Genomic DNA, 26972 nt, shown 5'->3' on the forward strand with positions numbered 1-26972 from the left:
CGGACTACCCGGGGCATGAATCGTGCCTGTGGGACTAACCATGAAGACGGACGACGCTGGCGCAGCCATGCTGCGCAGCCTAGTCTCGCGCTGGCAGGAGATTTGTCGTGTTGGATAGCTGGATGGGCCGAGGCCACAAGAGCTCCGACGGCCCCGACAAGGTAGGCTTGGGAACGGTTCGCCGGCCGGTCATCGGGCTTGCGCTCGGCGGCGGCGCCGCGCGCGGCTTTGCCCATATCGGCATCATCAAGACCCTGCTGGCCCACGGCATCGTCCCCAATGTAGTGGTCGGCACCTCGATCGGCTCCGTGGTCGGTGGCGCCTATGCGGCCGGCCATATCGAGACGCTGGAGCAATGGGCGCGCGGCCTGCAGCCGCGCAGCGTGCTCGGCTACCTCGACATCCGCCTCAACGGCTCCGGCCTGATCCGCGGCGCCAAGCTGGCCGCCGAGATCGAGGCTGCGTTGGGCCAGGTCATGATCGAGGACCTCACGGTCAAGTTCGCCAGCGTCGCCACCGAAGTGCGCACCGGGCACGAGATCTGGCTGACCCAGGGTCGCGTGGTCGACGCCATGCGCGCCTCCTACGCCCTGCCCGGCATCTTCGCGCCGGTCCTGATCGGCGACCGCTGGTTGGTCGACGGCGCGCTGGTCAATCCGGTGCCGGTCTCGGCCGCGCGCGCGCTCGGCGCCGAGATCGTCATTGCGGCGAACCTCTCCAGCGACGTGTTCGCGCACTCGACCACGATCTACAATCACGGCCCGTCCGCCGCGCCGGAGGTGACGGTTGCGGTGACCGCCGAGGCCGAACTCGAGCCGGAGCCGCCGAAGCGCCGGTTTGGCCGCTTCTTCTCCGCCGAACGTACCGTGAAGCGGGAGTTTTTCGGCAGCGCCAGCCGGCCCGGCATCTCGAGCGTCATGGTCGACGCCTTCAACATCATGCAGGACCGCATCACCCGCGCACGCCTTGCCGGCGATCCGCCTGACATGCTGATCTCGCCGCGGGTCGGTCAGATCGGCTGGTTCGACTTCCACCGCGCCGACGACCTGATCGCGCACGGGATACGCGCCGCCGAACGCTCCATCAGCGCAATCGAGGAGGCAATCGACATCCTGGCGCCGCCGTCGAGCGGCGCGGGCAGCACCGGCAAGTAGCGCTCAGGCGGTCTTGATGTAGTCGCGCAGCGCCTCCTGCTCGCGCTCATATTCCTCGACGCGCCGCTTGACGATGTCGCCGATCGAGATCAGCCCGACCACCTTGCCGTCCTCGACGACAGGAAGATGGCGGAATTTCCCCGTGGTCATCATCTCCATGATGCCGCTGACCGTATCGGACTCGCGGCAGCTCACGACCTTCTTGGTCATGACCGCGCTGACCGGTTCGTCCAGCGCGCCCGCGCCGCGCTCAGAGAGCACGCGCACGATGTCGCGCTCCGACAGGATGCCCTCCATGCGGCTCTGCTCCATCACCAGCACCGCGCCGATCCTACGCTCGCCGAGCAGCTTGACCGCGGCCGAGAGCTTCGCGCCGGGCGCGACGCTCATGACCTGATGGCCTTTTGCATCGAGAATGGAACGTACCGTCATTGTCGGCCTCCCTGAATCCGCTCGCGCCCCGCTTGAGCGGAGCCGAGCCTGTTCGCCAGAGTCTTCAATCAACAGTTCCGCGCCGATTTCGGTTCCGGGGCGCGGCGAGTAGCAGGGCTCGATTTGTCGGCCCGCTTTGTTTCTGCGTCACAAAGATGATGGAGGAATTCGATCCAGGCCGCAAGCGGCGATCAGACGCGCCCCGACTGATCCACCGACGACGCATCTGCAGCATCGTCCCGCGTGCGCGGCACCGGATCGAACAACGAGAACAGCAGCAGTCCGGCGAGGAAGCCGCCGATATGCGCCTGCCAGGCGACGCTCGCGCCCTCGCCGCCGAGCGACAGCGAGGTGGCGCCGAACAGGATGTTGACGCCGAACCATATCGCCAGGAAGGCGAGCACCCGTCCGTTGCGCAGCGCCCGCCACAGCGACAGCGCAGGCACCTTGGCCGCCGCCTCGGCATCGCCACGGCTGAACGACAGGAAGCTGCCCTTCACGAAGGCAAAGCGGATCGCCGCCGCCATCGTCCCCGACACCGAAGCCGACGCTCCGATCATCGGCGCGATCGCGTGCTCATGGGTCAACAGATGCGCAAGCGCCCCGGCGGCCGCCGTCACCGCCATGAAGACAAAGAAACGCAGCGCGCCGAAGCGCCGCGCCAGCGCGCTGCCGAACGGCAGCAACCACAGCACGTTGAAGCCGATATGGGTGAGGTTGGCGTGCAGCAGCGAATAGGTGACGAAGGTCCAGACCTTGGCGCCTTCGCCGCCCGGAAAGGTGATGTCGAGCAGCGTCGAATCGTAGCGCTTCGGGATGAAGCCGAAGACGTCGATGGTCCAGTTCTCCAGCTCCGGCGGCAGCAGCACCCGCAGATGAATCACCGCGATCAGGAGGATGTAGGCGGTGAGCGCCGGCGGCAAGGTCAGGATCGGCTCGCGCGGCGCCTCCGGCGGCGGCGCGAGCGGGGATTCGGGATGGGAGTCCAAGGGGTCGGCGACCTCGATGCGGCGGTGGATCAGAGATAGGCGGCTTTCGCACCCCTGTGCAAGTGCACAATCCCAAAATCGGACACCAGGTGTCGCGCAGTGCGGAATCGGGACAAAAGAAAAGGGAGGGCGCTGAGAACGCCCTCCCTGGTCTGCTGGTCTTCTCGTGCCCCGGAGGGATCGGGAGAAAATCCCCACCCCTCCCCGCACGGTGACCAAACTGTTTGACGCCACCTGTGTACCAAAGGCGCCGGCGCTTGGGACAGCCGGCGCGAACGGGAACGCGCGGACCCTACCCACTGGTTCCGCGGGGGCCAAGGACATAGTTAAATTTACGTTAACAACACAAAGCTGCCGATAAGCCGCCCAAAGCGCGGCCACGGCATGGACGCTGCACAGCCTTCCCTGCACAACAGAGAAGGGAAGGCGCCTGAGCAAAACCGGGACAGATGTGTCCCGCCGAGACAGGTGCCGGGCAAGGTTTAGATGAAACACAGCTCGAGCCGCGAGTTCTTCGCATATTGGAATGCGAAGCGCGGCACCGCACGTGCACCTGACCGGAGTGAGTTCGAGCCGTCCGCGGTACGCGAACTACTGTCCGACATCTTCGTGCTGTCCTATGACGGCGAGACCCGATTTCCGTTCCGCGTCGCCGGCACCCGCACCTCCGCCCTGCTCGGTTGCGACCTCAAGAACCGGAGCTTTTCCGCCCTGTTCACCGGTGCGAGCCGCGGCGAGATCGAAGACATCATCACCTGCGTCGTCGAAGAGACCCTGCCGGCCATCGCCGGCATCACCGCCACGACCGAGAGCGGCGCCAAGGCGCATCTCGAGCTGCTGCTGCTGCCCTTCACGAGCCGCGTCCACATGCCGGCGAGCCTCACCGGCCTGCTCGCCCCGTTCGAGGACGACGTCGGCCGGCTGCACGACCTGGTGCTGACCTCGTGGCGTTACCTGCATCCCCAGGAGCGGTTCGTGCCGCGGACCCTGCGCAAGCTCGCCATCGCGCGCGGCCTGATGGTCTACGAAGGCCTGCGCTAGCCGCCGGCGCCCGCCTCGGGATGGGATGGCAGGCGCCGGTCGCTTGCACCGCGCCCCGCGGAACTCTATTAGCTGTCTGGCCGCCACGGCGGGGTGGACCCGCTCATTGCAGCTGCGGCCGGGTTGGGCATGTTTCGGAATTCGATCAGGCAGAAGATCGTCGGCATTGCCGCGGGACTCATCATCCTCGCGGTGGTCACCTCGCTGCTGTCGATGGTGATGGCGGGCCAGGTCGGCCATCTCCTCGACGAGCTCACCAACCGCTACATCCCCGCCTATGGCCACCTCGCCCGCGTCAACATCCGCGCGCTGGAGCGGTCGCTCGCCATGCGCCGGATGATGATGGCGAAGATGCAGGCGCCGGGCGAAGACTCCGGCTACGAAAGCGCGCGCAAGGCCTTCGACGAGATCGAGCCCCTGATCAAGCGCGAGGCCGACGCCGCGCGCACGCTGATCGATGCGATCATCGCCGATCCTTCGACGCCATCCGACAACGCCGCGCTCGGACGCCTCGATGACCGCATCGACAATGCCGTCAACGACCTGTTGATGCGCCTGAACGCAGAGAACAAGACGCTGCTCGAGCAAATCGACGCCAAGGACTTTGCGGCGGCGAAAGCGACCACGCTGCGCGCCGACGCCCTGCGCGACGACTTCAACACCAGGATCGAGGGCATCCGTGCCGACATGCTGGCGCAGGTCGCTTCGGCCGCCGCGAAGGTGATGAGTGCCCAGCAGCGGGCGATCATCATCTCCGGCGTCGTGACCGCCATTGCCGCGATCCTCGGCTTCGTGTTCGCGATGCTGGTCGGCAGCGGCATCACGCGTCCGGTGATGCGCCTGCTCGAAAGCACCCGCGAGGTCGAGGCCGGCCGCCTCGACGGCGCCATCACCATCACGACCCAGGACGAGATCGGCCAGCTGTCGGCCGCCTTCAACCGCATGATCGAGACGCTGCGGCACAACCAGCGCATCCGCGAGACGTTTGGCCGCTACATCAATCCGCGGATCGCCGAGGGCCTGCTCGAACAGCCCGCGATCGCCGCGACCGAAGGACAGCGCCGCGTCATGACGGTGATGTTCTGCGACATGAAGGGCTTCACCAGCCTGAGCGAGGGCGTGACGCCGAGCGGCCTCGTCAAAATCATGAACCTCTACCTGTCGACGATGTCGGCGCCGGTCCATGCGCATCGCGGCATCATCGACAAATATATCGGCGACGCCATCATGGCCTATTGGGGCGCGCCCTTCGTCGAGGAGGCCGAGCAGACGCATCTGGCCGCGCTTGCCGCCATCGACATGATCGGCCAGGTCAACCAGCTGCGCAAGGATCTGCCGGAACTGCTCGGCGTCCGCGTGATTCCGGCCGATTGCGACATCCGGATCGGGATCGCCACCGGCGAGGCCCTGGTCGGCAGCATCGGCTCCGAGTTCATGATGAGCTACACCGTGCTCGGCGACACCGTGAACCTCGCCTCGCGGCTGGAAGGCGCCAACAAGTTCTACGGCAGCCGCAGCCTGATCTCGGAGGCCACCGCCGCGGCCTGCGCCGCAACCGTCGAGCTGCGCGAGATCGACCGCCTCGTGGTGATGGGGCAGACCCAGCCGGTCGCGGTGTTCGAGATCCTCGGCAAGAAGGACGAACTGACGCCGGCGCAGACCGAGTTGCGGCAGCGTTACGCGGACGGTCTCGCCGCCTATCGCGAGCGCCGCTGGGATGACGCCGAGCAAGCCTTCGCCGCGGCGCTGGCGGCGGCGCCCGGCGACGGCCCGTCGATCGCCATGAAGGCGCGCGTCGCAGCGTTCAGGCAAGATCCGCCGGCGGCCGATTGGGACGGCGCCTGGCATCCGGAGCGGAAGTAGCGGCGTCACGCTCATCCAGGCTCCGCCGCTACAGCTGGGCCTCGATCGCAACCTTGTCGATCACCGACCAGACCTGCACGATCTTCCCGTCGCGGAATTCATAGAACACGTTTTCGGCAAACGAGACGCGCTTGCCGTTGACGCCGAGACCGAGGAACGCGCCCTTCGGCGAACAGTCGAACGCCAGCCGGCTCGCGACATGGGACGCATCCGACACCAGCAGAACGATGTTGAAGCGAAGGTCCGGGATGTCGCGAAAGTCCCCTTCCAGCATCGCGCGATAGCCGGATAACCCGAGCCGCCGGCCGTTGTGGCACACATCCTCGTCAACGAACTGACCGAGTTGCGGCCAGTCCTGGCGATTCAAACAGGCAATGTAGTTCCGGTAGATCTCGGCGAGGTCCGTTTTCATCATCGATCGTCCTCCTTGCCGCGGGTCCAGATGGCCATTGAGCATTTGCGTGTGATTCTAACACCGATGTCAGTTTCGACTCCGATGTCCGATGGCGCGAACGAAACACTCAGCCGGCGTGCACGTGAAAGCGCGACGTCCCGAAGAGACAGTGCGATTGCCGCTTCGGCAAACAATTTCTCAAAACGCGCGGAATGTCTCCCGCGATCGGGAGTTAGTGCTTCAGGTCAATAACTGTCCTTGTCAAATCGGAGGCGTACATGATCAAGTCACCGATGATGCTTGCGGCATTCCTGACAGCGCCGATCATTCTGTTCCCACCGCAGACCGCCGTCGCGGCCGGCGGAGGTGGCGGCGGCGGCGGTGGTGGCGACCCATACGGGTCGAGCTACGGCACTCCCGCGCCGTCCTATCCCCAGCAGAAGGACAGAAAGACCACGCACAAGGTCAAGAAACCCGTCAAGCAGTCCGGCTTCGAAGACCCGGCATTTCGCGACGGCTATCGCGCGGCCTATGCGACAATCTACGAACGCAACGACTACGCCGCCGCGATCGATCAGTTGCACGCACTCGGCCGCGATGATCAGCCGAACGTCGCGAACCTGATCGGCTACTCCTATCGCAAGCTCGGCGACTACAAGCAATCGCAAGCCTGGTACGAACGTGCGCTCAAGGCCGATCCGAACCACGTCCTGACGTGGAACTACTACGGCCTGTGGCAGATCGAACAGGGAAACCGCGACCAGGCGCAGTATCATCTGCAGCGGATCGCCGAGATCTGTGGCACCGAATGCGAAGAGTATCGGACGCTGGCGGCGGCACTGGAAAAGCCGCCGGGTACGAACCTCGTCTACTGAGCGCGTCGCGTAGCCCGCATAAGCGGAGCGACATGCGGGGAAGGACCGGCCCCGGATGTCGCTGTCGCTCGTCCGGGCTATGCCTGTGAGCCGCGTTGTTCGCGTGTCCGTTTTTGCGGGAATTTCGCCGTTTTGGTCGACGTGACCAGCGAGTAGCTTGCGTGCCGGGCGACGCACGCGGATATTCTGAGATCGATCATCATGACCTGGCGGCTTCTCGCGTGGAGCGGCATCGCCGTTGCCGCGCTGGTTCCAATCATCGGCGGCATCTGGCTCTTCACCCTGCCCGCCGCATCGGCGTTCCGCGTTCCGCCGCCGATCGCGACGCAAGAGCACGACGCGATGCTCGCGGCGCTGAAGCCGCCGAAGCGGTCGCGCCCGCTGATCGCGATACCCGGCATCAACGACATGACCGAGACCACCGACTATCTGATGCCCTACGGCATCCTCAAGCGCGCCGATGTTGCCGATGTCGTCACGCTGGCGACGGGACCCGGTCCGGTCGCGCTATTCCCGGTGCTGAAGGTCGAGCCTGATGCGACCATCGCCGCATTCGATGCCGCACATGGCGACGGCGCCGACTACGTCATCGTGCCGGCGATGAGCCGCGACGACGATCCGGCGGTCATGCAATGGATCCGGCAGCAGGCGGAGAAAGGCGCCGTGATCGTCGCCGTCTGCGCCGGCGCCAAGGTGCTCGCCTCGACCGGCCTGCTCGACGGCAGGCGCGCCACCACGCACTGGTTTTACCTGAAGAACTGGCGCAGCAAACATCCTGAGATCCGCTACGTCGCCGACCGCCGCATCGTGGTCGACCGCGGCGTCGCGACGACGACGGGGATTTCGGCGTCAATGCCGATGTCGCTGACCCTGATCGAGGCGATCGCCGGCCGTACCAGGGCTGAGGCCGTCGCGCGCGAGATCGGCCTGCCCGGCTGGGACGCGCGGCATGACAGCAACGCCTTCAAGTTCACGCGTCCCTTCGCGTCGACCGCCATCCGGAACACGCTGGCGTTCTGGAACCGGGAACAGCTCGGCCTCGCGCTGGCTCCGGGCGTCGACGAGGTCTCGCTGGCGCTGGTCGCCGACAGCTGGTCGCGCACTTACCGCTCGCATGCCGTGACGTTCGCCGCGACCGGCGACGCGGTGACGACCCGCAACGGCCTGCGCGTCTATCCGCAAGTCGTGGCGCCGGATTGGTCCGCAGATCGTCTGCTGCCCGCGGTCGGCACCGCGCCGCCCGCGCAGGCGCTCGACCGGGCGCTTGCTGGGATCGAGACACGCTATGGCCGTGATACGGCCGATTTCGTCGCCGCGCAGCTCGAATATCCACGGGCTGACGCCGTGCAGTGAGGGATTGCGTCCCCAACAACGTATTCGATCCTCCATCCGCCCCATTGTCATCTGCCTGTCATGAATTGTGCCGACACGTCAGCGCCGGACCAGTTCGGGGACACGCATGGACTATTTCAAACGCTTCAACTTCCTGTTCGCTGCGCCGGTGTTCGAGGCCGACGACCTCGAGGGCATCCGCTTCAACCAGATCATCGCCGAGATCGAGCGCTCCGGCTTCGAGGTGGTTCGCGCCCGCAAGCTGGAGGATGCCGAGATCGCGGTGCAGACCGACGCCGCGATCGGCTGCATGGTGGTCGACTGGGGCAAGAAGGGACTTGAGGGCAAGACCGCGGCGCTGATCAACCTGATGCGCCGGCGCGGCCTCGACTTCCCGATCATCCTGTTGATCCGGCGCAAGCGGTTCGAGGACCTGCCGGTCGAGGTGCTCGATTTCATCGACGGCTACGTGTTCCTGTCCGAGGAAACCCCGCCCTTCATCGCCAAGAACCTGATCTCCAGGCTGAAGCAATATGCCGAGAATTTGAAGACGCCGTTCTTCGGCGCGCTGGTCGACTATGCCGAGGAAGGCAACCAGCTCTGGACCTGCCCGGGCCACAATGGCGGCGTGTTCTACAGCCGCAGCCCAATCGGACGGGTGTTCGTCGAACACCTTGGCGAAGCGGTGTTCCGCGACGACCTCGACAATTCCGTGCTCGACCTCGGCGACCTCCTCACCCACGAAGGGCCGGCGCTGCGGGCGCAGAAGGAGGCGGCCCGGATCTTCGGCGCCGAGAAGACCTACTTCGTGCTCAACGGCACCTCGACCTCCAACAAGGTCGCGCTCGGCTCGCTGGTCACCGACGGCGACCTCGTGCTGTTCGACCGCAACAACCACAAGGCCGCGCATCACGGCGCGCTGCTGATCGGCGGCGGCATCCCGGTCTACGTGCCGACGGTGCGCAACGCCTGGGGCCTGATCGGGCCGATGCGCTGGGACCTGCTCGACGAGGGCACGCTGCGCGACCATATCCGCAAGCACCCGCTGGTCAAGGACGAGAACGCCTGGAAGAAGGAGCGTCCGTTCCGGGTCGCCGTGGTCGAGCAGTGCACCTATGACGGCACCATCCACTCGGCCGAGATGATCCTCAAGCGGATCGGCCATCTCTGCGACTACATCCTGTTCGACGAGGCCTGGGCCGGCTTCATGAAATTCCACCCGATCTATGCCGGCCGCTTCGCCATGGGACTGTCCGATCTCGGCCCCGAGGCGCCCGGCATCATTGCGACCCAATCGACCCACAAGCAGCTCGCGAGCTTCTCGCAGGCCTCGCAGATCCACATCCGCGACCGCCACATCAAGGGCCAGAAGCGCCGGGTCGAGCATCGCCGCTTCAACGAAAGCTTCATGCAGCACGCCTCGACGTCGCCGTTCTACCCGCTGTTCGCCTCGCTCGATGTCGGCGCGCAGATGATGAAGGGCCGCTCCGGCGAAGTTTTGTGGGACGACACGATCCGGCTCGGCATCGAGCTGCGCAAGAAGATCCGCGCCGTGAAGCGCGAGTTCGAGGAGAAGGAGACGCGCCCCGAGCGGCGCTGGTTCTTCGAGCCGTTCGTGCCGGATCGCGTGAAGATCCCCGACGTCGCGCGCGAGAACGGCGTGCACAATGTCGCCTGGGAGACGATCTCGACCGATCAGCTCGCGACCAATCCGTCCTACTGGCAGCTCAGTCCCGGCGAGACCTGGCACGGCTTTCCCGAGCTGACCGCGGGCTTCGCGATGACCGACCCGAACAAGCTCACATTGCTGACGCCGGGCTTCGATCACGCCACCGGCGCCTATGCCGATCACGGCATCCCCGCACCGGTGGTGGCGCAATATTTGCGGGAGAACCGCATCGTCGCCGAAAAGAACGACCTCAATTCCCTGCTGTTCCTGCTGACGCCCGGCGTCGAGGCCAGCAAGGCCGGCACGCTGGTCTCCGGGCTCGTCGCCTTCAAGAAGCTGCACGACGACAACGCGCTGCTCGAGGACGTCATCCCGGAATTCTACCGCCGCCGTCCGGGCCGCTATGCCGGGGTGCGGCTGCGCGACCTCTGCGGCGACATGCACCGCTTCTTTCGCGATGCCGGCGTCAGCGCGCTGCAGGCCAGACAGTTCATGCCCGAGCACCTGCCCGAGATCGCGATGTCGCCGCGCGAGGCCTCGCGCTATCTGGTGCGCAACGATGTCGACTATCTGCCGATCGACCAGATCTTCGGCCGTATCGCCGCGACGCCGTTCGTGGTCTACCCGCCCGGCATCGCCACCATCGTGCCCGGCGAGCGGCTGTCGGAACGCAGCAAGCCGATGATCGATTATCTGAAGGTGTTCGAAGCGAGCTTCAATGCGTTCCCCGGCTTCGAGGTCGAGGTCCAGGGCATCTACAAGGAGATCGACGACTCCGGCCGCGTCCGCTTCTACACCTATGTCGTGTCCGAATAGGCGAACGGACGCAACACAATGGAGAATGATCACAAGATCACCGTCCGCCCGTCCCGCGACAGCGACGTCGACGCCATGCTGTCGATCTACCGCCACCACATCCGCCGCGGCGTCGAGGAAAGCGTCGACGACAGTGGCACGCCGGAGCCCGACGATCTGCGCGACCGCCGCAAGAATCTGCGCAACACCCGCCTGCCCCACCTCGTCGCGATCTGCGACAGCGAGGTGGTCGGCTATGCCTATGTCGTGCTGTTTCGCAAGCGACCGGCCTACCGCTACACGGTGAAGCATTCGATCTATGTGCATCACCGCTTCACCGGCCAGCGCGTTGGCGGCCGGCTGCTGCAGGAGTTAATCGACACCTGCGCCGCCGCCGGCTTCCGCCAGATGATCGGCTACATCGACAGCGACAACGCCGCCTCGCTCGCGCTGCACGACCGCTTCGGCTTCGCCCGCGTCGGGCATTTGCCCGGTGTCGCCTATCGCTATGGCCGCTGGTCCGACACCATGATGGTGCAGCGCTCGCTCGCCGCCGGCGCCACCGCCCCGCCGCCCCCCGCGCCGCTGTCGCGACGGTGATGGGCACGACACTTTCCATTCGTCGTCCCGGCGAAGGCCGGGACCCATAACCACAGGATTGGATTGGCAAGGAAGGCTGTGGCCCCAGCGTCGCGCAATAATCACCTTCGGTGGTTATGGGTCCCGGCCCCCCGTGCGCTATTGCGCACTAGGCCGGGACGACAGCGAATGTGTTGCGCGGCCGGTGAGTCATACACCGGCATTCTCGCGGCCTCTGCAGCGCGAGTTTTGCATTTCGTTTCGCCGCTCTGATGACAGAGGGCGCAGGGAAAGCCGGATGCCAATCGCACCCATGGGTCCCGAGTAATCCTGCAGGCTGCAAGGCGCAAGCGACCTGAACGCCCTACTCCAGCGTAAAGCCGACCCGCAGCGCCACCTGATAGTGCCGGATCTTGCCGTCCTCGATATGGCCCCGCGTCTGCACCACCTCGAACCACTTCATTTCCCGGATCGTCTTTGACGCGCGGCTCACGGCGTTCTCGATCGCCGCCTCGATGCTCTTGTCCGATGATCCGACCAGTTCCAGGATTTTGTAGACGTGATCCTTGTCGTGCGTGGCGGGCATGTCGACCTCCTCTGTGGATGCGCGATCCGGACCGCTTGCGCTGCGGTTCGGACAGTCCATCGTCCGATGCGGGCCGGCCATCGTCAAAACCGACGAATGCTGCGCGGCAACACGCCGGACGAATTGAATAAACGTGTCGCGGCGCCTTTGGTGCCAGCATGCATTTCGTGCCAGCTGCGCACCCGCCCTTGTCCGGGCCTTGACCTATGGTAGCATGGTTTCATCAAGTATTCGGGAGCGATACGATGTCCACTGCGTCCAGCTCACCCGCCACACCTCCTCACAGCCTCGGATCCGGGCTTTCCAACCTCCGCGCCAAGTGGGGCTGGATCGTCGCCCTCGGGGTGATCTACCTGATCGCCGGCGTGCTCGCCTTCGGCAGCGTCTTCTTCGCCACCGTCGTCAGCGTGCTGTTCGTCGGCGCCATGATGATCGTCGCCGGCGTCGCCGAGATCATCAACGCGTTCCAGTTCAAGACCTGGGGCAAATTCCTGTTCTGGCTGCTGCTCGGCGCGCTCTATGTCGTGGCGGGCTTCATCACCTTCGAGAACCCGCTGCTCGCCGCGGCGACGCTGACGCTGTTCCTCGGCATCGCGCTGGTGGTGTCGGGCATCGTCCGCATCTTCCTCGCGTTCGGCATGAACTCGGAAGCGCCGTGGGGAATGGTCGCGATCTCCGGCCTGATCACGCTGGTGCTCGGCGCCATGATCCTGGCGCGCTGGCCGGTGTCGAGCCTCTACGTGCTCGGCATTTTCCTCAGCGTCGATCTGATCTGCGCCGGCGTGAGCTGGATCAGCATGGGCATGGCGCTGAAGCGCAGGGCGTGAGGCGCGATCGTCGCCTCAGGCACGATCGACGGGTGGGTTAGCCAACGGGTCCGCTCGCAGGGCGGCCCGATGGCAAGCTCCGCGTGACGCGCCGCACGTTTCATGCGCGGAGAGATGGCGGGTTACGCTTGCGCTAACCCGCCATACCCTCAATCCACCTGCAAGCCTCAGGGCTGCGCGAGGTGCCAGGCGCCGTTGAGAAAACCGTCGCCGGTGATGTCGCCGGCCTTCTGGTCCTTGGCGAAGGTATAGAGCGGCTTGCCCTTGTAGGCCCACTGCTTGGAGCCGTCGTCACGCGAGATGATGGTGTAGCCGCCTTCGGCCTTGTCGCTGGCGTCCGCCTTCAAGACCGGCCAGTTCGTCGCGCACGGGCCGTTGCAGGCCGATTTGCCTTCCGAATCCTTGTCGAAGGTGTAGAGCGTCATGCCCTTGGCGTCGGTGAGGATGGAGCCCTTCGCAGTGGTTCCGGTCTTGGTCGGCGGCGCGGCAAAGGCGGTCGAGGCGAGCGAAAGCGACATGGCGGTGGCGAGCGCGAGCGAGATCGATGTCTTCATGATGTCTCCTGTTCGAATGCAAATAGCTTGCATGCGTAAGGACGCCGGAGGGCACGCACTATTCCGCTGATGGCGCGCGAAGAATTTTCGGGACGGCGATCAATGCGAGGGGAATAAAGCCGGGAGCGTGTGCCGATACCGTCCCGTAGCCCGCATGAGCGGAGCGACATGCGGGAGCCGCCCCGGATATCGCGGAGCCTGTCATCGGGCGCGCGTTCGCGCGACCCGTTGGCTCATCCGGGCTACAACACCGAATGTGCTACCGCCTGATTTCCTCGACCGCGCGCACCAGCGGGCGGTCGGAGAGCTGGATCGGGCCGGAGAACGGCGTGCTCATTTCGAGGATCAGATAGATCGCGGCCGAGATCAACGCCGCGGCGGCGACAGTGGTCGAGATCACCACTGCGTTGCGCGGCGCGCGAAAGCCGAGGGTGGCGAACATCAGCGTCAGCCACCCGACCAGGATGCAGATCAGCGGCGACGGAAACGAGCCGTCGGACTGCTCGACAAAGGTCCAGCGCTGCTGCACTGCCTGCCGATAGACCGAGCGCGCGTCGTTCCACAGCGCCACCTTCTGCTCGTCGTCGAACCGCAGTTCGCGGAGACTGGTGCCGACCTCGTCGAGCAGGCACTCCGACACCGCGCTTGCCCTTGAGATCGGAACATCCTTGAGCACTTGCTCGACATAGGCGAGCAGCCGCTTGCGCGGCTCGTCGGCGCTCGGCCCGAGCGGCCGCAGGCTGCGATCGAGCAGGATGAGGTCGGTGGCGAAGACATGCAGATTGCGATCGACCGCCACATAGGTGTTGGCGGCACTGTTCATCATCAGGCCGAGCAGCAGCGACGGCATGGTGACGAACAGCGTCGCGACCAGGCGTACCGAGGTATTGGTCTCGTCGCTGCGGTGATGATCGGCGAGCCGGACATGGATCGCCATGGTCGCAAGCGCGGCGCCGCCGAGCAGGATGAAGATCAGGACGGCGACGATGAATGCAACCACGGCTTGCGAAAACCTGCGAGAGAATCAGGTCCGCAGGATAGCAAGGGACGCCCGGCGGTGCATGTCCGGTTGACTAGCCGCCCCCACGCGCTATCCAGTCCGCACAGATTTGGGGGACATCCGGCGAGAGCGCGAGGGGCGCTCCAGAGGAGATACCACGTGCATATCGTCGACGACAGCGAGGTCAACCGCGTCCTGAGCTTCCCGGTCCTGATCGAGGCGATCGAGGCCGCGCACCGGCGGCCGAAGATCGCGGTGCACGACGGTTATCTCGGCGACGACAAGGGCCAGCAGCTGGTGACGCGCAGCGCGGTCGATGCCGGCCGCTTCATGATGACCAAGCTCTACACCAGCTTTCCCGGCAACCTCGCCCACGGCGAGCTGCCGGCGGTGCAGGCGGTCTGCGTGCTGTTCGACGGCAACGACGGGCGGCCGCTCGCTGTGATGGACGCCGCCGAGATCACCCATTGGAAGACCGCCGCGGATTCCGCCCTCGGCGCGAAACACCTGGCGCGGCCGGATGCCGAGACGCTGCTGGTGGTCGGCGCCGGCGAGATGGCCCGCTGGCTGGTGCGCGGCCACCGCACCGTGCGGCCGCGGCTGAAACGGGTGCGGGTCTGGAACCGGACAGTTGAACGCGCCCAGGAGCTCGCCGCGCTGCTGGAAGGCGACGGCATCGCGGCCAAGGCCGTCACCGATCTCGACGCCGCGACACGCGAGGCCGACATCATCACCACCTGCACCCGCTCGCGCGAGCCGCTGGTCAAGGGCGCCAATTTAAGGCCCGGCACCCATCTCGATCTGGTCGGCGGCTTCACCCCGGAGACCCGCGAGTCCGACGACGAGGCGGCGCGGCGTTCGCGCATCTTCGTCGACCGCCGCGAATCCGCCTTCGACGGCGTCGGCGACATCCTGCAACCGATCGCGAGCGGCGCGATCACCGAGAGCGACGTGCTCGGCGACCACTACGACCTCGCCGGCGGCAAGGTCGCCGGGCGGCTGTCGGATAGCGACATCACCTTCTTCAAGAACGCCGGCGGCGGGCATCTGGATCTGATGACCTGCGAGACGGTGCTTGCGCAGCTGGGGAAGGAGCTGCGGTAAGCGGAACTGTTCTGTAGCCCGCATGAGCCAACGGGTCGCACGAATGCGCGCCCGATGACGGGCTCCGCAACATGCGGGATCAGCCTCCCCCGGATATCGCTTCGCTCATCCGGGCTACTTCTACGTCTCGCGCAGCCAGACCTCGCCGATCGAGTGATCGGCGCGCTTGCGCAGCACGACGTCGGCCCGCGTCCGCGTCGGCAAGATGTTCTCCCTAAGATTGGCGCGATGATGCTCGCGCCACAGCCGCTCCGCGACCTCGCGCGCGTCACCCGGCGGCAGGTCCCTGTAGTGGTGGAAATAGGAGGCGGGATTCCGGAACGCTGTCGGCTGCAACCTGAGGAAGCGTTCGACATACCAGGACTGGATGTCGGCCTCATCGGCATCGAGATAGATCGAGAAGTCGAAGAAATCCGACACCACCACCGGCGCCGTGCCGCGCGCCAGCAGCACGTTGAGGCCCTCGAAGACCAGGATGTCCGGCTGCTGGATGACCTGGCGTTCCGACGGCACGATATCGCCGATCAGATGCGAATAGACCGGCAGCTCGAGCTCGCGTTCGCCCGCCTTCGCCGCTGCGAGAAATCGCAGCATGCGCGGCAGGTCGTAGCTCTCGGGAAAACCCTTGCGCCGCATCAGCCCGCGCTCTTCGAGAACGCCGTTGGCATGCAGGAAGCCGTCGGTCGTCACCAGCTCGACCCGCGGATGATCGGCCCAGCGGGCCAGCAGCGCGCACAGCACGCGGGCAAAGGTGCTCTTGCCGACGCCGACGCTGCCGGCCAATGCAACGATGTAGGGCGAACGGCGTGCCGGGCGGCCGAGAAACTCCGCCTTGACGTGCGCAAGGTTGCGCGCCGCCGCGAAATGCAGGTTCAACAAGCGCGTCAGCGGCAGATACACGTCGCTGACTTCGGCGGAATTGATCGGCTCGTTCAAGCCGCGCAACGCCGCGAGATCGGCGTCCGAGAGCGTCAGCGACGTGCTGGCGCGCAAGGCCGCCCAATCGCTGCGGCCGAAGATCATGTAGGCGGACAGCTCGTCGGGGTGGGTCATCTCAGCCGTTCACGGTGAGCCTGATGCGTCCGATCGATCTTGCCGAGGCAATGCCGGTTACGTCAATCGCCCTTTGCGGCGGCGATGGCAACGAGTAGCCCGCATGAGCGCAGCGACATGCGGGGCCGGTCTCCCCCCGGATATCGCTTCGCTCATCCGGGCTACGCGGCGACCGTAGTAGAACCGTAGGGCGGGTTTGCGTTGGCGTAACCCGCCCTACGCTCCCTACTCCGCGGCCTGCTGCGTCGGTGCGTCCAGCGCCTCCGACACTTTCGGCGGAGACATCGGCAGACTGTAGAAGCGTTTGCCGAGCGCGTTGTGGACGGCGTTGGCGACCGCGGCCATCACAGGCACCAGCGGCACCTCGCCGACGCCCTTGACGCCCTGCGGATGCTTCGGGTTCGGCACCTCGACCAGCGCGCAGTCGAGCATCGGCAGGTCGGAGCAGACCGGCATGCGATAATCGAGGAAGCCGGGATTATCGACCTTGCCGTCCTTGTTGTAGATGTATTCCTCGTTCAGCGCCCAGCCGATGCCCTGCGCGACGCCGCCCTGCAGCTGGCCCTCGACATAGCTCGGATGCACGGCGCGGCCGACATCCTGCACGGCGGTGTAGCGAATGACGCGGACGATACCGAGATCGACATCGACCTCGACGTCGCAGATATGGGTGCCGAAGCCGCCCTCGGCGCCCTGGGTGTTGAGCTGCACGCTGGCGCCGATCGGACCGCCCTGCGACGGCGCCTTCTCGGCGAGGTCGGCGAGCGTCAGCGGTTCGAACTGGCCGGCATTCGGGCTCACCGGATGCGCGGCGCCGTTCTCCCACTTCACGGCTTCAGGGTCGATCTCCCAGACCTTCGCCGCGCGCTCGCGCAAGGTCGCGATCACCTTGTCGGCGGCCTGCGTCACCACCATCGAGGAGGCGAACAGCACGCGGCTGCCGCCGGTGAGGTTGGAGAATCCGACCGTCTGGGTGTCGCCGATGATGACGGAGACGCGCTTGTAGTCGATGCCGAGCAACTCGGCGCAGATATTGGCGATGCCGGCGCGCGAGCCGCCGATATCGGGGTGCCCTGTCGTGACGACGACGTTGCCGTCCTCGGTGATGTTGACCTGCGCGGAGGATTCACCGCCGGCATTGAACCAGAAGCCGGAAGCGACGCCCCTGCCCTGCAGCTTGCCGAGCGGCGCGGCATAATGCGGATGGTTCCTGGCGGCTTCCAGCGTCTCGATATAGCCGATGCGTGGGAACACCGGGCCGTGCGCCGCCTTGGTGCCTTCCTTCGCCGCGTTCTTCAGCCGCAGCGCCAAGGGGTCCATCTTGAGCGCCTCGGCAAGCTCGTCGAGCACGCATTCCACCGCATAGGCGCCGATCGGCGCGCCGGGCGCGCGATAGGCCGCGACCTTGGAGCGGTTGGAGCAGACGTCGAACCCCTCCGACAGCACATGCGGGATGTCGTAGGGCGCGAAGCTGCACCCGACCGCACCGCGGATCGGCGAACCCGGGAAGGCGCCGGCCTGCAGATAGAAGCTGCCATGGGCGGCGACGATGGTGCCGTCCTTCTTCGCGCCGATCTTCACCGTGCTCTTCGAGCCCGAGGTCGGCCCGGTGGCGCGCATCACCTCCTCGCGGGTCATCACCATCTTCACCGGGCGGCCGGATTTTTTGGCGAGCAGGGTGGCGAGCGGCTCGAGATAGACGATGGTCTTGCCGCCAAAACCGCCGCCGATCTCGGCGGGGATGGCGCGGATGTCGCTCTGCGGGATGCCGGTCAGCATCGAGGTCATCGCGCGCACCATGAATTGGCCCTGGCTCGACGACCAGATCGTGGTCTTGCCGTCGGCCGCAACCGAGATCAGGCAGGCATGCGGCTCGATATAGCCCTGATGCACCGGGCGTGTGGTGAAGGAACGCTCGATGATGACTTCAGCATCCTTGAAGCCCTGCGCGATGTCGCCCTTCTTGGATTCGAGGCGGCCCATGATGTTCGAGGGCTTGCCGTCGAATTTGTTGAACTCGTGCAGGATCGGCGCATCAGCCTTCAGCGCGTCGTCGATCTCGATCGCCCAGGGCAGCACCTCGTAGTCGACCTCGATCAGCTTGCAGGCCTCGGTCGCGATCGCCTCCGTGGTCGCGGCGACGGCGGCGACGGGATGGCCGGGGAACAGCGCCTTGTCGCGCGCCATCACGTTGCGGCACATCCAGCGCATGTCCTGGATGCCGAGCATGACGGCGCCCTTCTCGATCGTGAAGTCGACGATGTCGCGCGCGGTGACCACCGCCTTGACGCCGGGCAGCGCCTCGGCCTTGGCGGTGTTGATCGACCTGATGCGGGCGTGCGGATGCGGGCTGCGCAGCACCTTGCCCCAGATCATGCCGGGCATGGTGGTGTCGGCGGCAAACGCCGCGCGGCCGGTCACCTTGTCGACGCCATCGGGCCGGATGGTGCGCTGGCCGATCCATTTGTTGTTGACGACGTTCATGGGCGAGCCTCCCGCATTTCAGCCGCGGTCTCCATCACCGCGCGGACGATCTTGTCGTAACCGGTGCACCGGCAGAGATTGCCGGCGAGCCAGAAGCGGACTTCCTCTTCGGTCGGGTTTGAATTCCTGGCGAGCAGCGCCTCGGAGGCGACCAGCATGCCCGAGGTGCAGATGCCGCACTGAAGCGCGGCGTGCTCGAGGAACTTCTGCTGCAACGGATGCAGCTTCTCGCCTCTGGCCATGCCCTCGATGGTCCCGATCTCGTGGCCCTCGGCCTCAGCCGCGAGCATCAGGCAGGAGCAGACCAGGCGGCCGTCGAGCGTGATCGAGCAGGCGCCGCAATCGCCGGACGCGCAGCCCTCCTTCGAGCCGGTGAGCCCCAATTGCCCGCGCAGCGCGTCGAGCATGGTCTCGTACGGCTCGCACAGGAATTCGACCGGCTCGCCATTGACTGAGGTGGTGACGTGCAGTTTCGCCATGGTGCTAGTGTCCTCCCGCGCGCTGTGCGGCGATCGCGGCGGTGCGCTTGAGCAGCACGCCGGCGGTTTTGGTCCTGTAGGCGATGGTGCCGCGCTTGTCGTCGATCGGACGACAGGCGGCGCGGCATGCGGCAGCGGCGGCTTCGAGCGCGGCATCGTCGAGCTTCGAGCCGATCAGCGCCTGGGCGGCAGGCTCAACCAGCAGCGCGGTCGGTGCCACCGCACCGAGGCCGACGCGGGCCGCGGTACAGACGCGATCCTTCAAGGTCAGGCTGACGCCGATGCCGACCACCGCGATGTCCATCTCGGTGCGCGGGATCATCCGCAGGTACGCGTCACCCGAGCCTTTCGGCCGCGGCGGCAAGGTGAAGCTCACCAGGATCTCGCCCGGCTTGAGGTTGGTGCGGCCAGGTCCGGCCGGCACATCCTCAACCTTCATGTCCCGCCGGCCGTTCGGACCCTGCACGGTGACGACGGCACCCGCCGCAATCATCGCCGGCACGCTGTCGCCCGCTGGCGAGCCGTTGCAGAGATTGCCGCCGGCGGAAGCGCGGCCTTGCACCTGCTTGGAGCCGATCAGGTTCACGGCCTCGAGCACGCCGGGCCATACCTTGCCAAAGCGCGCATGCTCGGCGAGCTCCATGCCGGAGACGGCCGCACCCACACGGAAACCGCCATCGGCGGTTTCGCTGATTTCGGTCATCTCGCCGATCTTCTTGATGTCGACGATCAGTCCCGGCCGCACCAGGCCGGAGCGCATTTGCACCAATAAGTCGGTGCCCCCTGCCATAATGCGGGCGGCACTCCCGGCGGCAGCAAATGCGCCAATCGCTTCGTCAAGCGTGCGCGGTGCTACGTATCGGATATCGGTCATGACGGTTCTTTCGGTCTCCCTCGACTGCTTGTTCCCTTAAGATTTGCGGGATGTGGCCTTATTGATTGCTGGCCGGCAGATCGCGAGCCTACACGGCGGATCGGGGTCCGAACAGCCTGCGAGGTGCGGCAGGAAGCGCAGGCTCCTATGCAGGATGCGGACTTGTGCGGTGCCGGCGGCGGCGCGCGGCATTTGCTTTGGGGCGCGCTCGCGACCCGCCGCGACGAGGCCGCCAACCAGATCGGTCAGGCCTGACCGCGTTTGCCGGAGCCGATCCCAAGCATCGAGAACATCCCGATGATGAGCAGCGCCGCCGGAATGCACCACCACAACACATAGCCGAACATGTGTTCGAAGATCGTGCGCCGGTAAGGGGGAAGCGGATTGGGCAGCGCGCCGGCACGCTGCATCTGCTCGATCTTCTCCTGCGAGAGCTCGTGGTAAACGTTGAGCGGGCGGCCGTTGAGGTCTTTGCCGGAGCCCTTGACCATCAGGGCATAATAGCCCGTCATCTTGTAGGGCAGGATGAAGGAGTGCGTGAGACTCACGTAGCCTAAAGCGAGGGCTTCGCCCTTGGGACCCTTCTCGGTCAGGTCCTGCAGCTGCTGGTAGCTGTATCGCGTGCCGAACTCCGCGGCGCGTACGTCCTGACCGGACACCGCCATGCCGACGAACACGAGAAGAACGAGCAGACCGCGGCGCATGGCGTCTTGCCTCTCAAAGGGACGCGGCGGTTCGACCGCCGAACACTCATCAAACAAGCTACCGGAAAGGTGTCCAACCCCGGCTAACCCAGGCGATACAAGTGTCAGCAGCCGGTTAAGTCCTCCTCAACCTCGTCGGGACGTGCCGAGCGGCGAAGCCCGGAACCAACGCCTGCTCGGCGACGTGCTCAAGCAGCGAGCGCACACGGCTGCGCAACCTCGCAACCGGACCAAACGCGATGGCGCGGCTCTTGCTTGCTTTCAACAACGGATTAGTGAAGCATGCCGGCGCAAGGGCAGATCGGGAGACGGCGAATGGTCGAAGTTTCGCGCAGAACGCTCCTCAAGCTTGCGGCCGGCGTACCGCCAGCCATCCTGTCATCGCGCGCCCTTGCCGCGAGCAAGGGCAAGACCATCACCGCCGTGATGCATTCGGACCTGCGCATCATCGATCCCGGTTTCACCACCGCCTACATCACCCGCGACCATGGCTACATGGTCTACGACACGCTGCTCGGCATCGATTCGAGCTTCAAGGTCCGCCCGCAAATGGCGGAGTGGACGATCTCGGACGACAAGCTCACCTACACCTTCACGCTGCGCGACGGCCTGAAATGGCATGACGGCGCGCCCGTCACCGCGGAGGACTGCATCGCCTCGCTGAAGCGCTGGACCGCCGTCGACGGCATGGCGCAGAAGCTGGCCGAATTCACCGCTTCCCTCGAGGCGAGCGGGCCGAAGACGATCGTGCTCAAGCTCAAGGAACCGTACGGCCTCGTGCTGGAGTCGCTGGCAAAGCCCTCCTCCTACGTCGCCTTCATGATGCCGAAGCGGCTCGCGGAGACGCAGCCGGGCAAGCAGATCGCCGAGCAGATCGGTTGCGGGCCGTTCAAGTTCGTGAGCGCCGAATTCCAGCCGGGCGTGAAGGCCGTCTATGAGCGCAACGCCGACTACGTGCCGCGCACGGACAAGCCGGATTGGCTGTCGGGCGGCAAGGTCGCGAAGGTCGATCGCGTCGAATGGGTCACGATGCCCGACGCGCAGACCGCAATCAACGCGCTGCAATCCGGCGAGATCGACTTCCTGGAACAGCCGTCGGTCGACCTGCTGCCGGTGCTGGAGGCGAACTCCGACCTCACCGTGGCCGTGCTGAACAAGTTCGGCTTCCAGATCGAGGGCCGGATGAATTTCCTGCACCCGCCATTCGACAACGCCAAGGTCCGCCGCGCCGCATTCCTGGCGATGAACCAGAAGGACGTGCTCGACGCCACCGTCGGCAACGCGAAATATTACGAGATCTGCGGCTCCTATTTCGCCTGCGACACGCCGCTCGCCAGCGACGCCGGCGCCGAGACGCTGATCAAGGGCAACGGCATGGCCGAGGCGAAGAAGGCGCTGGCCGCCTCGGGCTACGACGGCACGCCCGTCGTGATCATGATCCCCGGCGACGTGCAGACGCTGAAAGGGCCGCCGACGGTCGCGGCGCAGCTGTTGCGCGCGCGGCCGGCTTCAACGTCGACGCGCAGGTGACGGACTGGCAGACCGTGGTGAGCCGCCGCGCCAGCCAGAAGCCGCCCAAGGAAGGCGGCTGGAACCTGTTCTTCACCTTCACCGGCGCGACCGAGGTGATGAACCCGATCGTCAACAACCAGATCGCCGCGAACGGCAAGCGGGCCTGGTTCGGCTGGCCCGAAGACGCCAAGCTCGAGCAGATGCGCGACGCCTATGCGCGCGCCACCTCCCCTGAAGAGCAGAAGAAGGTCGCGGTCGAGATTCAAAAGCAAGCCTACGAGCAGGTGATCTATATCCCGCTCGGCCAGTTCCGCTTGCCGAGCGCCTGGCGCAAATCGCTCACCGGCGTGCTGGAAGGCCCGGCGCCGCCGGTGTTCTGGAACGTCGACAAGACCGAATAAGCAATCGGCTTGTCCGCAGACCCCCTTCGCCCCCAAGCGACCGCCGCAGCTGCGCGCGGCCAAAATATCGAAAACAACCCCATGCAAAGGAGCTGGCGGCTGCCGGCGTTCGACAAGGCAACTTGACACGTCGGGCAACTCAGGGATATATTTCCAATATTCCGAAATCGCGCAAACGCCTCTTGCATGTGCGTCGTCGTCTTATCCTCGTTCAGCGCGCGCTCCCACACGCGAAAGGATAGCTCGTCCTATTCCAGTCCGTTTTCTCGAAGCAGCCTTGCAGTAGACATGCAGAAGAATAGCCACAAGGCGATCGAGATGAGACTACGATGCACCGACTTTGCTCCCGACTGGTATCAAAGTGACAGCCGTTATGCAGCAACTGTCGACAACGAACTCCGTTGTCGACTACAGGAGCTCGAAAGCAACTAGGAATTGAGTTTCCGTTCGCTTGGTGGGTAGTTCGATTGTCCAGCCAACCAACGCAGACGTGCCGAAGGCCAGCTCAGATGTCGGCTTCTGTCATCGTTCCTGACCTCCGGGCCATCGCGGAGATGTCCGGATACGAGAGTACAACTGATACCGGCCCCGAAGGCCCAGATGTCGCACTTTGAGCCCAAAGCCGACGTAGGGCAGTAAAGCACCGAAGTCGGCCCGAAGCGCTCATCACCCTTCCGGCACGCCAGCGAGGCGCCAGCCTTCACACAAGCGCTGCAGCCCGGCAAGGTAAATTGGATTGTCGCTTTGTTGAGCTGCGAGCAAGCGACGAATGGTGAAACCTGAGTTGAGCGCAAGTCCCGTTCTCGCAGCAGTTCGCGCCTCATCGAGCGCGCCGGTCAAGGCCAAGGCAGCGGCGAGCGATATATGAGCGAGATGAAAGTTACGGTTCGCCTCGGTGCTTCGTCGCAGCCAACTGACGGCTTCGACGTCTGAACCAAGCAGCAGCTTGGCCACGCCCGCAAAACACGCCCACTGGTAAGCGAAAACGTCGCGAGGAGAGAGCCGTAAAGCTTCGAGTATATGGCCTTCGGTCTCGGTAGCGCGACCTATGTAGGATTTGGCGAAACCAAGGGCAGCATGAGCGTGGACCAAATTCGGAGCCAGCGCCAACGCATGTTCGAACTCACGGATGCCTTGGGCGGCCCGGTTCGTAAAGGTCTGGACCCAACCCCGAGCCATGTGGGCTGAGGCACTGTTCGGCCTAATCGACAATACCTTGTTCATCATCGCCTCGGCCGCCGCAAGCCGCGCGGGCCCATCATCCGTCGTAAAGCTACCTCCAACTACCGTATCAACATTTGCCAGACCAATCATTGCTTCGACGTTGCCGGGATCGAACTCCAGCGAGCGTTCGAAGAAGCCCCGCGCTTGCGTCACGCATTCAAGGCTAATCCCCTTCATGAACCAGGCCCGGCCCTGGAAGTACAAGTCCATCGCATCGGGATGCAGCGTACGCTCGGCTCGTCGCGCCTCAGCCTCGATGAGCTGGGCACCTAATGCACCGGCGAGCCTCGACACGATTTCGTCCTGCATATCGAACAGGTCGACGACAGGCTTCTCGAAGCGATCGGCCCAAAGATGCTGGCCGCTCCTGGCATCGATCAGCTGAACATTCATCCGAAGTCGCTTGCCGCTGCGTTGCACTGAGCCTTCGAGCACGTAGCGAACATTCAATTCGCGGCCGACTTGGCGGACATCGACAGCTCTGCCCTTGTATGAGACGGCGCTGTTCTGTGCCATTACGAATGAACCACCGATGCGCGACAGGTCCGTGGTCAGACTCTCGGTTATACCGTCCGCGAAATAGTCCTGCTCACGATCACCGCTCAGGTTCGCGAAGGGTAGCACGACGATGGATAGGCGCGGCGGCGCTTCGCCGGTTCGCTCAATTGGGCCAATCGTCTCATTTGCGGGCCTCCGGTCTTCCTTCACTGCGCCAACGAAGCGGAAACCTTTGCGCGGCAATGTTTTGATCAAGTGCTGTTTCTCGCCCGTGTCGCCGATTGCGCTCCGGGCGGCGTTCAGGCGAGTCGTTAGCGCGGCATCCGAGACGACGCGCCCCTTCCAAACGGCGCCGACGAGGTCGTCTTTGCTGACGACGCGCTCCCTGTTCCGGATCAGGTATTCAATCAGGTCGAATACTTGGGGTGCGACAACGACCTCTTCCGTTGCGCGCTGCAGTTCGCGCCTGTCGGTATCCAATGCGTAATCCTCAAAAAGAAAACGCAAGCTGCATTCCCTCTCGCGGCCACCTCTGAAACCCCAAGAATAAGCTGCCCGTAAGGGAAATGTAAGCCAACTGTTAAGCGCGCCAGGGGATGTGCCCGCAATCTCGCTTGGCAGAAATAGACCAACCTGGACATTCCAATGAACACCATCCACGGAACCAGTGAGTTTGGACCAGCAACGGCAAGGCGGCAGTTTTACAGTCCCCTCGAGGCATATTGGAATGCATTTCGTGAGTGGCGCAAACGCGAGAGGCTGCGTGCTGCGCTGGATGATCTGAGCGACAGAGAGTTGATGGATATCGGGATTGCACGGGGCGAACTCGACTACGTCGCCCGATCGGCGCTCTCAGCCGATCCGCGTTTCACATTATAGCTGCCCTAGTTTGGCCGGACGGGGCGATGCTGCCTTAGATCTGCCGGGGAAAGTCGATGAAGTCGGCTTTTGGCCCCTAAGCTGACGGTCTGCATGACCACCGGGAAGGTCGGCTCTTCGAGAGTAACCGGAAGTCCCTTGGCTCGGCCGCCGTGGACGGCTTTTGACCCACAGCCGATATGGGACCTAGCCCGACGCCAACCCAATATGCTTTGATGCCGAAATCACCAATCTGGGAGCAAGTCCTTGACGGGCGAACGGATGGAACGACGGCTGGCGGCCGTGCTGGCGGCGGATGTTGCTGGGTACAGCCGCCTGATGGGAATTGACGAGGAAGGGACGCTCGCCGGCTTAAAGACCGTCAGAAAAGTGATCGTTGATCCGTCTATAGCTTCTCACCGAGGCCGTATCGTCAAGACGACCGGCGACGGTATGTTGGTTGAGTTTGGCAGCTCAGTCGATGCGATCCGCAGTGCAGTTGAAATCCAACGTAGCATGGCTGAGCATAATCCTAATGGGCCACAGGATCGGCGTATCGAATTTCGTATAGGCATCCACGTTGGTGACATCATATTCGATGACAACGACATTTTCGGGGACGGTGTAAACATCGCCGCGCGATTGGAAGGTATTTGTGACCCTGGTGGAATTTGCGTATCAGCTGTCGTCTATGATCAGGTGGATCGCAAGATCGATGTCTCTTTTGCGTCGCGGGGTCTGCAAAAACTGAAAAATATCGAGCGACCGGTGGACATCTATTTTGCCGTACTTAACGAGGCGGTCGACGCTAGTCGGAGCGTCCCCTCGGCCCAGCAGGTACAATATTGTAGATCAATTGACGGTGTGCGACTGGCTTACTCGCGAGTTGGGACCGGGCCGCCTTTGGTAAAAACCGCAAACTGGCTTAGCCATCTGGAGCTCGATTGGGAATTGCCAATTTACCGCCACATGCTGGTAGAGCTTGCGAGGCGAAACACTCTCGTTCGTTACGACGCACGAGGAAGCGGCTTGTCCGATTGGGACGTAAGTGAAATGTCGCTTGATGCTTGGGTGATTGATCTAAAAGCTGTTGTTGATGCGTCCGGGTTGGAACGTTTTCCACTCTTCGGCTATTCACAAGGCTGCGCGGTCAGTGTGGCTTTCGCAAACCGCTACCCAAACCGTGTATCAAAGTTGATCCTCTATGGAGGTTTCGCTACCGGACGCTGCAAGCGGCCATCCGTGACCGAAGCAGACCTCGATCGCTACAATGCCACTAGAACGTTAATACGAGTGGGTTGGAATTCAGATGAGCCAACTTTCAGACAATTGCTGACATCACAGCTCGCTCCGACAGCGACCGTTGAACAGGCAGCCGCCTTCAACATCATGCAGCGAAAATCTACCTCGCCAGAGAACGCTGTTCGCTACTACGAGACAGTGAGCAATTTCGACATTACTGAGCTATTGCCCGAAGTTTCTGTACCCACGCTCGTCTTACATGCCCGAGAAGAAATTATGCAGCCCATAGAAGAAGGCCGCCGCCTAGCCGCAGCTATTCCTGGTTCGAGGTTTGTATCTCTCCCTGGCAAAAATCACGTACTGTTGGAAAACGATCCCGGAATGGCCCAATTTCTCGAGGAGGTAAGGCAATTTTTAGAAATGGGGTGAATGCGAGCACTTCCGGTTTT

At 64.3% G+C, this 26972-nt stretch carries 23 protein-coding genes and 1 pseudogene; 12 read left to right on the forward strand and 12 right to left on the reverse strand.

Annotated features, from left to right (window positions below):
- Nucleotides 1-107: 107 nt before the first annotated feature.
- The gene (locus tag ACVMIH_RS12765; protein ID WP_057019669.1) at nt 108-1154 is read left to right on the forward strand and encodes a patatin-like phospholipase family protein; all 1047 of its coding nucleotides are present in this window, start codon (nt 108-110) and stop codon (nt 1152-1154) included.
- A gap of 3 nt (nt 1155-1157) precedes the next feature.
- On the opposite strand, the gene ACVMIH_RS12770 is transcribed toward ACVMIH_RS12765, so the two are convergent.
- Complete coding sequence (locus ACVMIH_RS12770) at nt 1158-1586, reverse strand: CBS domain-containing protein (RefSeq protein ID WP_057019670.1); 429 nt, start codon at nt 1584-1586, stop codon at nt 1158-1160.
- 191 nt (nt 1587-1777) lie between these two features.
- Nucleotides 1778-2575 (reverse strand): rhomboid family intramembrane serine protease, encoded by a 798-nt coding sequence (locus ACVMIH_RS12775; RefSeq protein WP_057019671.1) that lies wholly within the window; start codon nt 2573-2575, stop codon nt 1778-1780.
- 486 nt (nt 2576-3061) lie between these two features.
- Between ACVMIH_RS12775 and ACVMIH_RS12780 the strand changes: the two genes are divergently transcribed.
- Nucleotides 3062-3616 (forward strand): PAS domain-containing protein, encoded by a 555-nt coding sequence (locus ACVMIH_RS12780; RefSeq protein ID WP_057019672.1) that lies wholly within the window; start codon nt 3062-3064, stop codon nt 3614-3616.
- 129 nt (nt 3617-3745) lie between these two features.
- Nucleotides 3746-5479 carry an adenylate/guanylate cyclase domain-containing protein gene (locus tag ACVMIH_RS12785; protein WP_456862064.1) on the forward strand — a complete coding sequence of 578 codons (1734 nt, stop codon included), beginning with the start codon at nt 3746-3748 and terminating at the stop codon, nt 5477-5479.
- A gap of 28 nt (nt 5480-5507) precedes the next feature.
- On the opposite strand, the gene ACVMIH_RS12790 is transcribed toward ACVMIH_RS12785, so the two are convergent.
- The gene (locus ACVMIH_RS12790) at nt 5508-5894 is read right to left on the reverse strand and encodes an ester cyclase (protein WP_456862066.1); all 387 of its coding nucleotides are present in this window, start codon (nt 5892-5894) and stop codon (nt 5508-5510) included.
- A gap of 257 nt (nt 5895-6151) precedes the next feature.
- Here ACVMIH_RS12790 and ACVMIH_RS12795 point away from each other — a divergent pair, with 257 nt between their 5' ends.
- The 4 genes from ACVMIH_RS12795 to ACVMIH_RS12810 all read left to right on the forward strand — a co-directional run bounded on the left by ACVMIH_RS12795 (nt 6152) and on the right by ACVMIH_RS12810 (nt 11144).
- Nucleotides 6152-6748, forward strand: coding sequence for a tetratricopeptide repeat protein (locus tag ACVMIH_RS12795; RefSeq protein ID WP_456862068.1), 597 nt, complete (start codon nt 6152-6154; stop codon nt 6746-6748).
- 201 nt (nt 6749-6949) lie between these two features.
- Complete coding sequence (locus ACVMIH_RS12800; protein ID WP_456862070.1) at nt 6950-8101, forward strand: DJ-1/PfpI family protein; 1152 nt, start codon at nt 6950-6952, stop codon at nt 8099-8101.
- 106 nt (nt 8102-8207) lie between these two features.
- Entirely contained in the window at nt 8208-10565 is a 2358-nt protein-coding gene (locus tag ACVMIH_RS12805; protein WP_456862072.1) for an Orn/Lys/Arg family decarboxylase, read from the forward strand.
- 18 nt (nt 10566-10583) lie between these two features.
- Entirely contained in the window at nt 10584-11144 is a 561-nt protein-coding gene (locus ACVMIH_RS12810; RefSeq protein ID WP_141341544.1) for a GNAT family N-acetyltransferase, read from the forward strand.
- A 343-nt stretch (nt 11145-11487) separates the two neighbouring features.
- On the opposite strand, the gene ACVMIH_RS12815 is transcribed toward ACVMIH_RS12810, so the two are convergent.
- Nucleotides 11488-11709 carry a dodecin gene (locus tag ACVMIH_RS12815; RefSeq protein ID WP_026192947.1) on the reverse strand — a complete coding sequence of 74 codons (222 nt, stop codon included), beginning with the start codon at nt 11707-11709 and terminating at the stop codon, nt 11488-11490.
- Between the two features lie 245 nt (nt 11710-11954).
- On the opposite strand from ACVMIH_RS12815, the gene ACVMIH_RS12820 reads away from it, so the two are divergent.
- Complete coding sequence (locus ACVMIH_RS12820) at nt 11955-12536, forward strand: HdeD family acid-resistance protein (protein ID WP_057017581.1); 582 nt, start codon at nt 11955-11957, stop codon at nt 12534-12536.
- A 167-nt stretch (nt 12537-12703) separates the two neighbouring features.
- Here the strand turns inward: ACVMIH_RS12820 and ACVMIH_RS12825 are convergent, their stop codons facing one another.
- Complete coding sequence (locus ACVMIH_RS12825) at nt 12704-13090, reverse strand: COG4315 family predicted lipoprotein (protein ID WP_456862074.1); 387 nt, start codon at nt 13088-13090, stop codon at nt 12704-12706.
- Between the two features lie 259 nt (nt 13091-13349).
- Entirely contained in the window at nt 13350-14090 is a 741-nt protein-coding gene (locus tag ACVMIH_RS12830) for a bestrophin-like domain (RefSeq protein ID WP_456862076.1), read from the reverse strand.
- Between the two features lie 159 nt (nt 14091-14249).
- Here ACVMIH_RS12830 and ACVMIH_RS12835 point away from each other — a divergent pair, with 159 nt between their 5' ends.
- The gene (locus tag ACVMIH_RS12835) at nt 14250-15194 is read left to right on the forward strand and encodes an ornithine cyclodeaminase family protein (RefSeq protein WP_057017584.1); all 945 of its coding nucleotides are present in this window, start codon (nt 14250-14252) and stop codon (nt 15192-15194) included.
- Between the two features lie 120 nt (nt 15195-15314).
- Here the strand turns inward: ACVMIH_RS12835 and coaA are convergent, their stop codons facing one another.
- The 5 genes from coaA to ACVMIH_RS12860 all read right to left on the reverse strand — a co-directional run bounded on the left by coaA (nt 15315) and on the right by ACVMIH_RS12860 (nt 20788).
- Complete coding sequence (coaA, locus tag ACVMIH_RS12840) at nt 15315-16247, reverse strand: type I pantothenate kinase (protein ID WP_076831663.1); 933 nt, start codon at nt 16245-16247, stop codon at nt 15315-15317.
- 225 nt (nt 16248-16472) lie between these two features.
- On the reverse strand, nt 16473-18731 hold the full coding sequence (locus tag ACVMIH_RS12845) for a xanthine dehydrogenase family protein molybdopterin-binding subunit (RefSeq protein WP_141341556.1): 2259 nt from the start codon (nt 18729-18731) through the stop codon (nt 16473-16475).
- The gene (locus ACVMIH_RS12850) at nt 18728-19210 is read right to left on the reverse strand and encodes a (2Fe-2S)-binding protein (protein WP_057017586.1); all 483 of its coding nucleotides are present in this window, start codon (nt 19208-19210) and stop codon (nt 18728-18730) included. The genes ACVMIH_RS12845 and ACVMIH_RS12850 overlap by 4 nt, the downstream gene beginning before the upstream one ends.
- Nucleotides 19211-19214: 4 nt before the next feature.
- Nucleotides 19215-20075 carry an FAD binding domain-containing protein gene (locus tag ACVMIH_RS12855; RefSeq protein ID WP_141341576.1) on the reverse strand — a complete coding sequence of 287 codons (861 nt, stop codon included), beginning with the start codon at nt 20073-20075 and terminating at the stop codon, nt 19215-19217.
- 254 nt (nt 20076-20329) lie between these two features.
- Nucleotides 20330-20788: a hypothetical protein gene (locus ACVMIH_RS12860; protein ID WP_141341559.1), complete on the reverse strand. Its 459-nt coding sequence runs from the start codon at nt 20786-20788 to the stop codon at nt 20330-20332.
- 315 nt (nt 20789-21103) lie between these two features.
- On the opposite strand from ACVMIH_RS12860, the pseudogene ACVMIH_RS12865 reads away from it, so the two are divergent.
- Nucleotides 21104-22701, forward strand: a pseudogene (locus ACVMIH_RS12865) (ABC transporter substrate-binding protein).
- 666 nt (nt 22702-23367) lie between these two features.
- On the opposite strand, the gene ACVMIH_RS12870 reads toward ACVMIH_RS12865, so the two are convergent.
- Nucleotides 23368-24930: a winged helix-turn-helix domain-containing protein gene (locus ACVMIH_RS12870; RefSeq protein ID WP_057017589.1), complete on the reverse strand. Its 1563-nt coding sequence runs from the start codon at nt 24928-24930 to the stop codon at nt 23368-23370.
- A 138-nt stretch (nt 24931-25068) separates the two neighbouring features.
- Here ACVMIH_RS12870 and ACVMIH_RS12875 point away from each other — a divergent pair, with 138 nt between their 5' ends.
- Both ACVMIH_RS12875 and ACVMIH_RS12880 read left to right on the forward strand, forming a co-directional pair.
- Nucleotides 25069-25302 carry a DUF1127 domain-containing protein gene (locus ACVMIH_RS12875; protein ID WP_057017590.1) on the forward strand — a complete coding sequence of 78 codons (234 nt, stop codon included), beginning with the start codon at nt 25069-25071 and terminating at the stop codon, nt 25300-25302.
- A 261-nt stretch (nt 25303-25563) separates the two neighbouring features.
- Nucleotides 25564-26952, forward strand: coding sequence for an alpha/beta fold hydrolase (locus ACVMIH_RS12880; protein WP_057019060.1), 1389 nt, complete (start codon nt 25564-25566; stop codon nt 26950-26952).
- The last annotated feature ends 20 nt before the right edge of the window (nt 26953-26972 follow it).

Source organism: Bradyrhizobium sp. USDA 4503 (assembly GCF_054055815.1).